Origin of the sequence: Acinetobacter sp. Tr-809, from assembly GCF_011753255.1 — a bacterium.
Taxonomy (GTDB): Bacteria; Pseudomonadota; Gammaproteobacteria; order Pseudomonadales; family Moraxellaceae; genus Acinetobacter.
Map to the genome: position 1 here is coordinate 424,369 of NZ_VWVZ01000003.1, position 13,069 is coordinate 437,437.

Below are 13,069 nucleotides of genomic sequence, written 5' to 3' on the forward strand. Positions count from 1 at the left end.
CATTGCAAGATTGTACTTATTTTATGCTTCTACTGTGCTGAAAGGAATGAGATTTTCACTTGGATTTAACTTAGCTGAACTGCTTCAGATAGTCGCTTGGTGTCATGCTGGTTTCACGTTTAAACATGGCACTAAAGGCACTTGGACTATCATAACCTAAGTCGAGTGCAACATTTAGAACAGGCTTGTTTAAACTCAAGTCAACCATCGCTTGCATCAATTTGGCTTGGCGAACCCAATGAGAAAAATGTAAGCCAGTTTCTTTTTGAAAATGCCGTGCCAGTGTTTTGCTGCTGATATGCAGTTGCTCAGCACTATCTTCCAGATTCCAGTCTAAACTGAGATTGTCTTTGATCTGTTGACACAGCTGTTGCAGTCGTGGATTTTGAGGTTCAGGTAAATTAAAGGCGAGCGAGGGCAACAAGTGAACTTCATCTAAAATCAATTGCAATAATCTTTCATTGCGGCTCTTAGGTTGGATCACTGTTTTAATCTGCATTGCACTACTCATCAGTTCCCGTAGTAAAGCAGGAATGGCGACAACACGGCATTCTGAACTGAGGCTGGTTTGTACTGTGGCATCAATAAAAATTCCCCGTGCTTTGACATCACCACTGCTGAGTAAGGCATGCGGTTTATGCGCAGGAATCCAAACGCCACGTCCAGGTGGCGTAATCCAAATTCCCTCATGGGTTTGTACCCGAATCACACCGGATAGGGTATGAATCAACTGGATCCGATCATGGCTATGCCAATCTTCAATGTGACCATGAGGGTAGTTTTCTGAAAAAGCATAGATGGGATAATCTAAGAATCCATGTTCAAAATTCTTGCCCATGTTTAAAATGCCCGCAAAAGAAATTGTCTATTTCTCGATAGTAGTCGTCTAATTGTCGAGAAACAATAAGATGATTATTTTTTAGCATGATCTATACCGAAATATCTAGGTTTAGATGATGTTCCAGCGTGCTTATTTTTATCCCTTATTCGCGATTTTATTTTGGGCAGGAAATGTTGTGGTGTCTAAAATGGCCAGCCATGCCATTTCTCCTGTAGCAATCACATTTTATCGTTTGGTATTGGCACTCGCCGTGATGAGTACGTTTGTGCTGATTCCTGTCTGGAAGAATCGACAGACCATCAAGCAATATTGGAAGCAGTTGGCATTGGGCGGTTTTCTTTCTGTGTCTTTATTTCAGTTCTTGTCTTATCAGGCGGCAGCGACCACCACAGCAACCAATATGGCGATTGTGACTGCATTGATTCCTTTGCTGACCATGATTTTAACTAGCTTGATGCTGAAAGATCGTATTAGTTACGGCATGTTGTTTGGAGGTGCTTTGTCTTTCTATGGCATCTTGTATTTGCTGAGTCATGGTTCAATTTCTGATATTTGGAAGCAAGGTGTTCATTTGGGGGATGGCTTAATGTTGATCGCAGCAGCAGGCTATGCCTTGTATGGCGTTTTACTGAAACGCTGGAAAATGCCGATCCCTGCGTGGCAATCTAACTTCGTACAATCTAGTTTTGCGATTGTTTATGTGTTGCCATTCTTTGTATTTTTGCCTGCATCGGAAATACAACTAAATAAACAAACCATTCCACTGATTGTCTATGCCAGTATTTTTTCCTCAGTGTTGTTATCTTATTTGTGGATTGAAGGGGTAAGACATTTAGGGCCAAATCGAAATAGTATTTTTATGAACCTATTGCCCTTATTTACAGCATTGATTGCAGTGGCATTATTGGGTGAGCATTTACAAATGTTTCACTATATTGGTGGCGGCTTAACTTTAATTGGTATCTTGATTGCACAAACGATTCAGAAACCGATCCAGCTGAAACAAGACACGAAGCAAATTTTAGATTAAAGAGACGAGCAACAAAAAAGCTTTAACTGAGGTTAAAGCTTTTTCTTTTTTAAGACTTACTCTGTGCTGCGATCTGAGCTTCTAGTAGCTTAATTTGATCTTCTTTCAGCTTGAGTAAAGTATCAACATCACTACTTTGCTGCTTTAACTCATGTTGTTGGTCTTGCAGTTGTTGGTGAATATCATCCAGTTTGGCAATTTCTTCTTTTGCCAAACTATCATTTGTAGGCAGTGGCGCTTTCACAATGGATTCTTCAACCAATTGGATCGGCGCAGCAACATCATTTGTCGCTGTTATGACTTCATCATTAGTCACCACCGTTTCTGGTTGGGCTGATGCAATTGTTTTTGCGGCAACAGGTTCCGAAGGAGTGGCGGTTGGTTGCTGATCTTTTTGTGCTAAAAACCATTGGACAGCAAGGAACAGCACCACTACAACACTAATTCCACCAATTATCATCCATAATAATTTGGAATTTTCAGTCTGGTATGTGGACATCATTTTTAACCTTCTAGTCAAAATGACGAGGTTTGAACTGTATCACCCCAATCTCATCTGGCTCAGCGGGTTGCGCCTGTTCCACATGGGTCGGACGTTTTTCGCTATAAGCACATTCGATACATTCAATCCACTCGTCATCCACAGTGATGATCTTAACCACACGATCTAACGCGCCACATTTTGGGCATTTTGCACCCGCGATGAACTGTCTCTTCATGTCAGTTAATTACACCCTGCGAACAATAATGACGTAGTTTAAGCGGTTTTATGAGTGTTCGTCCAACCTTGATGACGTAATAATGCATCTATTTTTGGTTCTCTTTTTCGGAAATTGCGAAACGCATCAAGCGCTGTATCTTTTCCGCCAACTGCTAGAATAAACTTTCTAAACTCTTTTCCAGTCTCGGTATTAAAAATACCTTCACTTTCGAAACGATCAAATGCATCACTTGCTAAAACTTCTGCCCATTTATACGAGTAGTAGCCCGCAGCATAACCACCTGCAAAAATATGACTAAAACTGTGTTGGAAACGGTTGTAGGCAACCGCTGGAATAACAGCAAATTTATCGCGAATATCATCTAAAGTTGCTTGGATTTGCTGACTGTTTAATGCTGGTGCTTGACGATGGATCGTGAGATCAAATAAAGCAAACTCAATCTGACGCAAGGTTTGCATACCTGATTGGAAGAAACGTGCATTTAACAATGCAGATAACAATTCCTGTGGCAAAGTCTGTTTGGTTTCGGTGTGCTCGCTGAGTACATCTAGACTTTCATTGTCCCATGCCCAGAATTCCATAAACTGACTTGGTAATTCAACTGCATCCCAAGCTACGCCGTGTGTCCCTGCAACCGAGATGTTATCCACTTCGGTCAACATATGATGTAAGCCATGACCAAACTCATGGAATAAAGTAATTACTTCATCATGAGTCAATAGGGCAGGTTGATCGCCAATTGGTGGGGTAAAGTTACATACCATGTAACAAATTGGTTTTTGTAGGCCATTGGCTGTTTGAACACGAGAACGGAAACCGCTCATCCATGCACCACCGCGTTTGCCATTGCGTGCGTATAAGTCGAAGTAGAAACCACCGACCACTTGACCTTGATCTTCAATTTCAAAATAACGAACATCATTCTGCCAAACAGGGGCTTGGCGTTCGACAATCTGGATACCGTAAAGACGTTGTACGATTTGGAATAGGCCTTGAACCACTTTCGGTGCAGGGAAATATGGTTTAAGTGCTTCTTGCGAGAGGTTGAACTGTTGTTGTTTCAACTTTTCAGAATAATAGGTTGCATCCCAAGGTTTGAGTTCATCAATGCCATCTTGTTGTGCAATGGTTTTGAGTTCTGCAATTTCGGCAAGTGCTGGCGTACGGGCATGTTCTGCCAAATCAACTAAGAATTGATTAACTGTTTCAACGTCAGGCGCCATTTTGCTCGCAAGGGAATATTCAGCGAAATTATTGAAGCCAAGCAGTTGTGCCATTTCCTGACGTAAGCTCAGGATTTCTTCCATCACAGGTGTATTGTCAAATTCAGTCTTGTCGGACTGTTCAGATGCGCGGGTGACATAGGCCTTATACAACTCTTCTCTTAACTCACGATCATCGGCATAAGTCATAATTGCAAAATAAGCAGGGAAGTCGAGCGTCGCAACGGCTTGCTCAAGCTCACGTTGTTGACCGTATTGTTTTAACAGTTCAACGCTGCTTTGTGGCAGGCCTTTGAGTTGTGCTTCCGTTAAAGGTTTAAAGTAGGCTTGGGTTGCATCGAGTACATGGTTAGAGAAGTCAGAAGAAAGCTGCGATAAACGTGCTGAAATTTCTGCATAACGTTTTTTAGCTTCACCTTCGAGTGCAACACCTGACAGTTTGAAATCACGTAAAGCCAGTTTAATTGCACTTTGCTGCGCTTCGCTCAGCGTTTGAAATACAGCACTATCATGGATCTGTTGATAAGTTTGATACAGTGCCGTGTGTTGTCCAAGCTGCGTATAGTATTCACTTAAACTTGGTAACAGTGCTTGATAGACTTCACGGGTTTCAGGGTTGTTCATCACCGCATTGAGATGCGACAAAATCCCCCATGCTTCACTCATATTATTTTCAAGTTGATCAACTTCGGTCAATGTTGCCAGTTGAGCTTCAGTGCCTTGAGGAACTTGATGGAGTTGATTCAGGAAGTTTTGACCATTTTGAATGGTCTGTTCAATTTGTTGTTTTAAGTCGGCAAGTTGAATTTGATCAAATTGAGGAACGGGAAGTGTCGCTTGCTGGAATGTCATTGTATTTTTGCCATATTCATCTTTAAACATAGTTATAGATGTAGGGCTTCGGAGGGGAGAAATCAAGGTTGATTTGTTGATTCAGGAATAATTCCTTGCAAACTATCTACAATTGTACCTAAGTAACTTTGTTTTGTAGACAGTTTGACCATTACGCTTTGGTTGGGAGGGAATTGTTTATATTGTTGAGTAGTCAGACAATAGTTGAAGAAAAAGTAGTTCAGAGATTTACTCTTTAATTCATACGAACACTTTGCCTTATTGCTTTTAGATATAACCGCTGTTGCAATAACCTGCTTTTCTGTTTGATGGCCAAAGTAATATGTATATAAATAAGGGGCTATACCACTGAACGTATAATAAAGCAGCGCAGCGAATAGAGGGGTAAGACAGATAAAGTTGAAAATATGCTGTATGGGGCCTGAGATTTGCTGTGTGAGGCTTTTAGGCATTTTCCATTGAGAGTGGTAAGCAAGATAATAGCTGAGCAATACAACACTATACGCTATGATGATGGAAAAATAGAACCCAAACTGAGCGACTCTATCCGTTGGCGTAAAGTGAGAACTTGCTGAAAAGAGATCAAAAAATCCCACAATTAGAATAAGGATGTAGAGACAACCAATGATTATTTTTTGAGGCTTTTTAGATGAATATTGATCAATCATTTTATTGTTAATATATCTTGATAACTTATGATTGTATTCACTTAAGCAAAAAGAGCAAGTCCATGACTGAACTTGCTCTTGAGTGAATTAGTCTTGTTTTGCTTTCGCATTCGACTTTTTCTTTTTCACTTTTTTCTTGGCCTTGTCTTTGCTTTCAGGCTTTACAGACGCTTTTTTTGTAGGCTTCTTGGTATAAGAACTTGCTTTGTTCTTATCCTTTTTCTTGCGTACAGGCTTCTCACCATCTTCACTGACTTTGGATTGAGTAGAGGGCTGGTTGCCAAATACTTCTTCAGTTGTTGAAGCACGTTTCGAGCTAGAAGGATTCGCAGTACGCGGTGCTTTCTGACGAATTACACGGCCCAAATGGGTGAGTTGTTGAACTAACTGGAAGTCAATTTTACGTTCTTCCAAGTTCACACCCGCAACTTGAATCTTGACTTCATCACCGAGACTAAAGGATTGTCCGCGATTTTGCCCTACTAAGCTTTGGCTCGCCTGATCATAAAGGAAAAAGTCATCCCCTAACTGGCTAACATGAATCATGCCATCAACATAGAGGTCTTTAAGGGTCACGAATAGTCCAAACTCAGTGACTGCACTGATAACCCCGACAAACTCATCACCGATATGCTGTTGCATATAGTGGCATTTCAACCACATGGTAACGCTACGTGATGCTTCATCAGCACGACGTTCAGTTTGCGAGAAATGTTCACCCGCATCATCTAATGCTGCACCTGACAGTGGATACACTTTTTTGTCTAAATACGCTTTGATCGCACGGTGTAGTAATAAGTCTGGATAACGACGAATCGGTGATGTGAAGTGGGTATATGCTTCATATGCCAAACCATAGTGGCCTGCATTGTTCGCACCATAATAGGCTTGCATCATCGAACGTAACAACACCGCATGAATACTTGGTGCATCTAAACGATCTTTGGTTGCTTCAATTACCGCCTGATAATCGGCCTGAGTTGGTTGTTCTGGGAATGGCAAACCGAGCAATTTGACGAAATCACGAACTTTTTGAATACGTGAGAACTCTGGAGCTTCATGCACACGATAGAGCATTGGAATATCATGTTCCAAAGCATATTCCGCAGCGGCAACGTTCGCCAACAACATACATTCTTCAATCAGTTTATGTGCATCGTTACGACTACGCGGCAAGATTTCTTTGATCCCACCTAATTCGTCAAAGGTCATATAGGTTTCAATGGTTTCAAATTCCATTGCATGACGCTTAGCACGCAATTCTTTTAGCGTTTGATAAAGTTGGAATAAGGTATTCAGTGATTTATGAATGCTCTTATCTTCAGGGATGGCATTGGTTGCCCCTTCAAAATATTGCCCTACTTGGGTATAGGTTAAACGTGCTTTCGAGTGCATTACCGCAGGGTAGAACTCATAACCTGTGACTTTACCTGCGCGAGACAGTTTTAAATCACAGACCATACACAGACGGTCAACATGTGGATTTAAAGAACATAAGCCATTTGATAACGCTTCTGGAAGCATAGGCAATACAAAGTGCGGGAAATAAACCGATGTACCACGTTCCTCTGCTTCTTCATTTAATGGAGAGTCTAAACGCACATAGTGGCTAACATCGGCAATTGCCACTACGACACGGTAACCACCTCCTGCACGTTTCTCAGCAAATACGGCATCGTCAAAGTCACGTGCATCTTCGCCATCAATGGTGACGAGCGGCAGATCACGTAAATCGACACGTCCTTTAAGATCTTTTGCCGAAGGTTCTTTAAAGCTTTCTGCTTCTTTCACTACAGCTTCTGGAAACTCGTAAGGCAGACCAAATTCTAGAATCGTTTGTGGGATAATAATTTCAGTATCTGCTTTATCCGCCATAGATTGAACGATGTGACCTGTTGCCAGTTCTTCACGGGTTGGGTAATCATCAATCGCAACACGCAGCATATCGCCCACTTTGGCATTGGCATGTTCAATCAGTTCTTTTTCGAGGGTAATCGGTTGGTGCTGATTTGGATTGCTCGGCTGAATAAAGTATTCACCTTCATGCTCAGCCACTTTACCAATAATCTGCTTAACACGACGTTGCACGACTTCAGTAATAAAGCCCCAAGGCTTGCCTTTACGGTCAACCGAGGTCTGACGTACCCTAACGCGGTCGCCATTAAAAACTAGGCGTAGTTCACGTTCAGGTAAAAGGATATCGTCCTGACCTGCAATATTGGCAGTACCTAAACCTTTACTATTGATATAAACCGTTGCTTCATGGCTCGGTAAATCGGTTGCAGGTTGGTATTTAAAGCCATCTTTCATAAGTTGACCATCACGAACCATGGCACTTAAACGGTGATTCAAGGCATCAATACTTTTTTGATCGGGGATATTAAAGTGATCAACCAATTCTGCATGGGACTGTGCAGTTTGTAATTGTTCTAATGTAGTTAGAATAAGAGTTCGGCTAGGAATAGGATTATCGTAACGTTGCGCTTCTGCTTTTGCTTCGGGATCGGCCCAATTTTTAGTCATATCGTTTCAATTCACATCTGGCAGATCGGTTTAGCATAAGTCATTCAAACTCTAACTGCACGTCAAAGATTGCAAGATTCTGTTTATTGCTCCGATCTGAATAAAGGAGATAACACTATATTAACAAGCGTTGAACCAAAAAATGCTGAAAAAATGTGGGAATTGATTAAAAAACATTTGATTGAACTTAAAAAGCAGAAAAAAACAGGAACATCCCTTGTGTAATGTGGTTTTAGTTTGTATTATTGCGCTCGTGTTACGGTGAGATGGGTGAGTGGCTGAAACCACATCCCTGCTAAGGATGCGTACGGGTAACTGTACCGAGGGTTCGAATCCCTCTCTCACCGCCACTTTACTTAAAGCGCTCATAGCTCAGCTGGATAGAGCACTTGGCTACGAACTAAGGGGTCGGGAGTTCGAATCTCTCTGAGCGCACCAAGTAAAGATTTAAAGTAACACATGCCTAAATAGGCACATAAGTAATGCGCTCATAGCTCAGCTGGATAGAGCACTTGGCTACGAACTAAGGGGTCGGGAGTTCGAATCTCTCTGAGCGCACCAACTTAATAGAAGAAACCGCTTAATTGCGGTTTTTTTGCGCCTGAAATTTATGATTGAATATGAATTAAATAATAAATGTAAAAAAGCCGCTGAAATCAGCGGCTTTTTAGTTGGTCTATTTAGAAATGATTGACTGAACTGAATAGATGGTCAGTTAAATTGTTTAAAGCAGATGGAAGAGAAATAAGATCGGTTAACGAACCACCATTTGGATTTGGTTCACCTACAGCGATGCCTGAAGTGACTGTGCCAGTCAACGCGTCTAAAATTCCATCCACGCTTCCGTGAGCACTGTAATCTCCATTGCCAACGCTTACACTGATTAGATTATTGATACTTTCTAATGAGCCATCGCTGAATAGGGTACTAACATGATCTTGTAAGGTATCTACTGCAATGTTGCCACTGCTAATGACGGTTTGAATCGGTTGAGCAATTCCTGCGATAACGTCTCCGCTATTTGCGCCATTATTAATGGTTCCAAGAATATCTGTAATCACACTTAGACTACCTTCACCACCGATACCACCAGTGATTCCACCGATAATCCCAGTGATTGGGCCTAAAGGACCACCTTCGCCACCACCGATACCGCCCGTAATCCCCCCAAGGATGTCAGAGATTGAGCCTAAAGGACCACCTTCACCGCCACCAATACTACCCGTGATGCCACCAATAATGCCAGTGATCGCGCCTAAAGGACCGCCTTCACCACCACCGATACTACCAGTAATCCCACCGATAATGTCTGTGATAGGACCAAGAGGACCGCCTTCACCACCACCAATACCACCAGTAATCCCACCGATAATGCCAGTGATCGCACCTAAAGGACCGCCTTCACCACCACCGATACCGCCAGTAATCCCACCGATAATGTCTGTGATAGGACCGAGAGGACCACCTTCACCACCGCCAATTCCGCCAGTAATGCCACCGATAATGCCTGTGATCGCGCCTAAAGGACCGCCTTCACCACCACCGATACCGCCAGTAATCCCACCGATGATTCCTGTGATTGCACCTAAAGGACCACCTTCACCACCGCCAATTCCACCAGTCACGCCACCGATTAAACCACCGACATCAGTGATGTCACCAGCAATATGCTGAACCAGATCAGAAGCAGTTGAACCATTGTTAATCAGTGTACCAACTACACCAGTCAGAGCACTCGCAGCACCACCGATATCCGCACCCGCTAAATCAGAAATTGCTTCCAGTGTGCCATTTACCGTATCGCGCGAGGTCTCAAAGGTGAGGGTACCCAGATTAGTTAGATCAGTAACTGGATGAACACCCGGAAGAACACCACTAATTGCACCACCTACGGTAGTAATCCCTGTGTTGATAATATCTGTTTTTAGACTTTCAACACCTTGAAGGATATCGATACCCGTTTGGATCACACCTGTGACAGGGTTATTGCCTAAGTCACCACCAGTAATCCCACCGATAATGCCTGTGATCGCACCTAAAGGACCGCCTTCACCACCACCGATACCGCCAGTAATCCCACCGATAATGTCTGTGATAGGACCGAGAGGACCACCTTCACCACCACCGATACCGCCAGTAATCCCACCGATAATGTCTGTGATAGGACCGAGAGGACCACCTTCACCACCGCCAATTCCACCAGTCACGCCACCGATTAGACCACCGACATCAGTGATGTCACCAGCAATATGCTGAATCAGACCAGAAGCAGTTGAACCATTATTAATCAGTGTACCAACTACACCAGTGAGAGCACTCGTAGCACCACCGATATCCGCACCCGCTAAATCAGAAATTGCTTCCAGTGTGCCATTTACCGTATCACGTGAAGTTTCAAAGGTGAGGGTACCCAGATTGGTTAAATCAGTAACTGGATGAACGCCCGGAAGAACACCGCTAATTGCACCACCTACGGTAGTAATACCTGTGTTGATAATATCTGTTTTTAGACTTTCAACACCTTGAAGGACATCGATACCTGTTTGGATTACGCCCGTGACAGGGTTATTACCTAAGTCACCACCCGTGATGCCACCGATGATTCCTGTGATTGCACCTAAAGGACCGCCTTCACTACCACCCGTGATGCCACCGATAATGTCTGTGATAGGACCAAGAGGACCGCCTTCACCACCGCCAATGCCGCCAGTGATACCACCGATAATGCCAGTGATCGCACCTAAAGGACCGCCTTCACCACCACCGATACCGTCAGTAATCCCACCGATAATGCCAGTGATTGCACCTAAAGGACCACCTTCACCACCACCAATACCGCCAGTGACACCGCCGATAATGCCTGTGATTGCACCTAATGGACCGCCTTCACCACCACCGATATTGCCCGTAATCCCACCAAGGATGTCAGAGATTGAGCCTAAAGGACCGCCTTCACCACCACCAATACCACCCGTGATGCCACCGATGATTCCTGTAATTGCACCTAAAGGACCGCCTTCACCGCCGCCAATTCCACCAGTCACGCCACCGATTAGACCACCAACATCAGTGAGGTCACCAGCAATATGCTGAACCAGACCAGAAGCAGTTGAACCATTGTTAATCAGTGTACCAACTACACCAGTCAGAGCACTCGCAGCACCACCGATATCCGCACCCGCTAAATCAGAAATTGCTTCCAGTGTGCCATTTACCGTATCGCGCGAGGTCTCAAAGGTGAGGGTACCTAGATTAGTTAGATCAGTAACTGGATGAACACCCGGAAGAACACCGCCAATTGCACCACCTACGGTAGTAATCCCTGTGTTGATAATATCTGTTTTTAGACTTTCAACACCTTGAAGGACATCGATACCTGTTTGGATTACGCCCGTGACAGGGTTATTACCTAAGTCACCACCTGTAATACCACCGATGATTCCTGTGATTGCACCTAAAGGACCGCCTTCACCACCGCCAATACCGCCAGTGATGCCACCGATGATTCCTGTAATTGCGCCTAAAGGACCGCCTTCACCACCACCAATACTGCCAGTGATGCCACCGATAATGCCAGTGATTGCACCTAAAGGACCACCTTCACCACCACCAATACCGCCAGTGACACCGCCGATAATGCCTGTGATTGCACCTAAAGGACCGCCTTCACCACCGCCAATACCGCCAGTAATGCCACCAATAATACCTGTGACAGTACCTAATGGACCTGTGTTACCAATGTTGGTTACATCACCAATGATATGCTGCACTGTATTTGACGCAACTGAACCGTTATTCACAAGTGTACCAACAACACCAGTCAGAGCGCTCGCAGCACCACCGATATCCGCACCGGCTAAATCAGAAACTGCTTCCAGTGTGCCATTTACCGTATCCCGTGAAGTCTCAAAGGTGAGGGTACCTAAATGAGCTAGATCTCCAATAGGGTGTTCAGATTGGTGAACTGCACTGATAATGGTGCCTGCGACAGTATCAATTCCTGTATTAATGATTTCAGTCTTTAAGCTTTCCACACCTTGAAGGACATCAATACCTGTTTGAATGACGCCTGTTACGGGATTATTGCCTAAATCACCACCTGTAATACCACCGATGATGCCTGTGACTGCACCAAGTGGGCCACCTTCAGCTCCACCAATGATACCGCCAATGATTCCAGTGACTGCACCAAGTGGGCCGCCCTCAGTCCCACCCGTAAGACCACCGATGATGCCTGTGACTGCACCAAGTGGGCCACCCTCAGCTCCACCAGTGATACCGCCAATGATTCCAGTCACTGCACCAAGTGGGCCACCATTTGTTCCACCCGTAAGACCACCAATAATGCCTGTGACTGAACCAAGTGGACCACCCTCGTTTCCGCCCGTAATTCCTCCAAGAATTCCTGTTACTGCACCAAGTGGATTGCCACTTGCGCCGCCTGTAACACCGCCTAGAATATTTGTGACTGTTGAAAGTGGGCTACTACTGCCTGTCACATTCCCCAGAATGCCAGTAATTGAACTTATAGGATTGTTGGCTGCTCCACCTGTAAGATTACTTACCGTATGAGTTACGGTATTTGTTGAAACGATATTTGTAATTGTAGATAAGGATAAAGGAGCAAGGATTGAACCGCCAACGTGTGATGTAGATGTACTACTATCAACTAAGCTTGAAGTAATACTTTTAATGGGTGAAAAAAGACTTTTGAAAAGCATAACGATACCTATATTTATAAAGTTGTGTTGTTTTGAGTAATTATTAAATTGCTATGATATTTTTGTGATTAAGGTCACATTAATCATATTTAGTGTTATATGTGGCAATTATTTTGTCAATCTGTAACGGATTGGAATATGATTGTTAAATGTGGATTTAAAATATTGAATTTTAATATATTTATTGGTTGTTAATTTTAACTAAATTTACACTTGTATTTTATTTGAAAGCTTGGAATGACTTTAATTTTAGTAGAATAAGTGTTTATTATCATGCAATTAAGGTATTGTTTTAGCTTAATCTATGCACTATAAATACCGTGTTGAAAAGAAAGTTTTAAAATTTGTTACTGGTTTGCAAAAAAATATTTCTAGTGTTTTTTGCATTTATTTAATTAATAAAGATCAATGTCTTAAATTTTTTCTTAATTAATTTTTTTAAAATTTTAATAGATCTAAAGTCGTATTGTTTATGTTGTTCTTGACTTG

The 13,069-nt window shown here is 43.1% G+C and carries 8 protein-coding genes and 3 tRNA genes; 4 read left to right on the forward strand and 7 right to left on the reverse strand.

The annotated features are described in order from the left end of the window. Window positions 1-70 precede the first annotated feature (70 nt). Window positions 71-838 carry an AraC family transcriptional regulator gene (locus F3J02_RS09440; protein ID WP_167248711.1) on the reverse strand — a complete coding sequence of 256 codons (768 nt, stop codon included), beginning with the start codon at window positions 836-838 and terminating at the stop codon, window positions 71-73. A 118-nt stretch (window positions 839-956) separates the two neighbouring features. On the opposite strand from F3J02_RS09440, the gene F3J02_RS09445 reads away from it, so the two are divergent. After that, window positions 957-1,871 carry a DMT family transporter gene (locus tag F3J02_RS09445; RefSeq protein WP_167248712.1) on the forward strand — a complete coding sequence of 305 codons (915 nt, stop codon included), beginning with the start codon at window positions 957-959 and terminating at the stop codon, window positions 1,869-1,871. A 49-nt stretch (window positions 1,872-1,920) separates the two neighbouring features. Here the strand turns inward: F3J02_RS09445 and F3J02_RS09450 are convergent, their stop codons facing one another. From F3J02_RS09450 to rnr, 5 genes are all read right to left on the reverse strand, one after another. Continuing rightward, window positions 1,921-2,373, reverse strand: coding sequence for a hypothetical protein (locus F3J02_RS09450; protein WP_167248713.1), 453 nt, complete (start codon window positions 2,371-2,373; stop codon window positions 1,921-1,923). A gap of 10 nt (window positions 2,374-2,383) precedes the next feature. After that, a complete protein-coding gene (locus F3J02_RS09455; protein ID WP_004657752.1) occupies window positions 2,384-2,590 on the reverse strand; it encodes a YheV family putative metal-binding protein in 207 nt (68 codons plus the stop codon). 38 nt (window positions 2,591-2,628) lie between these two features. Beyond that, complete coding sequence (locus F3J02_RS09460) at window positions 2,629-4,668, reverse strand: M3 family metallopeptidase (protein WP_167248714.1); 2,040 nt, start codon at window positions 4,666-4,668, stop codon at window positions 2,629-2,631. Window positions 4,669-4,730: 62 nt separating this feature from the next. Then, the gene (locus tag F3J02_RS09465; protein ID WP_167248715.1) at window positions 4,731-5,336 is read right to left on the reverse strand and encodes a hypothetical protein; all 606 of its coding nucleotides are present in this window, start codon (window positions 5,334-5,336) and stop codon (window positions 4,731-4,733) included. An 87-nt stretch (window positions 5,337-5,423) separates the two neighbouring features. After that, on the reverse strand, window positions 5,424-7,859 hold the full coding sequence (gene rnr, locus F3J02_RS09470) for a ribonuclease R (protein ID WP_167248716.1): 2,436 nt from the start codon (window positions 7,857-7,859) through the stop codon (window positions 5,424-5,426). Window positions 7,860-8,119: 260 nt separating this feature from the next. Here rnr and F3J02_RS09475 point away from each other — a divergent pair. From F3J02_RS09475 to F3J02_RS09485, 3 genes are all read left to right on the forward strand, one after another. Next, window positions 8,120-8,209 (forward strand) — tRNA-Ser (locus F3J02_RS09475). Between the two features lie 11 nt (window positions 8,210-8,220). Next, a tRNA-Arg gene (locus F3J02_RS09480) sits at window positions 8,221-8,297 on the forward strand. A 46-nt stretch (window positions 8,298-8,343) separates the two neighbouring features. Beyond that, window positions 8,344-8,420 (forward strand) — tRNA-Arg (locus tag F3J02_RS09485). A 119-nt stretch (window positions 8,421-8,539) separates the two neighbouring features. Here the strand turns inward: F3J02_RS09485 and F3J02_RS09490 are convergent. After that, window positions 8,540-12,580 carry a beta strand repeat-containing protein gene (locus tag F3J02_RS09490; protein WP_167248717.1) on the reverse strand — a complete coding sequence of 1,347 codons (4,041 nt, stop codon included), beginning with the start codon at window positions 12,578-12,580 and terminating at the stop codon, window positions 8,540-8,542. Between the last annotated feature and the right edge of the window lie 489 nt (window positions 12,581-13,069).

Coding starts and splice junctions, on each gene's coding strand:
- F3J02_RS09440 (WP_167248711.1), bottom strand. CDS start 838: ATGGGCAAGAATTTTGAACATGGATTCTTAGATTATCCCATCTATGCT.
- F3J02_RS09445 (WP_167248712.1), top strand. CDS start 957: ATGTTCCAGCGTGCTTATTTTTATCCCTTATTCGCGATTTTATTTTGG.
- F3J02_RS09450 (WP_167248713.1), bottom strand. CDS start 2,373: ATGATGTCCACATACCAGACTGAAAATTCCAAATTATTATGGATGATA.
- F3J02_RS09455 (WP_004657752.1), bottom strand. CDS start 2,590: ATGAAGAGACAGTTCATCGCGGGTGCAAAATGCCCAAAATGTGGCGCG.
- F3J02_RS09460 (WP_167248714.1), bottom strand. CDS start 4,668: ATGACATTCCAGCAAGCGACACTTCCCGTTCCTCAATTTGATCAAATT.
- F3J02_RS09465 (WP_167248715.1), bottom strand. CDS start 5,336: ATGATTGATCAATATTCATCTAAAAAGCCTCAAAAAATAATCATTGGT.
- rnr (WP_167248716.1), bottom strand. CDS start 7,859: ATGACTAAAAATTGGGCCGATCCCGAAGCAAAAGCAGAAGCGCAACGT.
- F3J02_RS09490 (WP_167248717.1), bottom strand. CDS start 12,580: ATGCTTTTCAAAAGTCTTTTTTCACCCATTAAAAGTATTACTTCAAGC.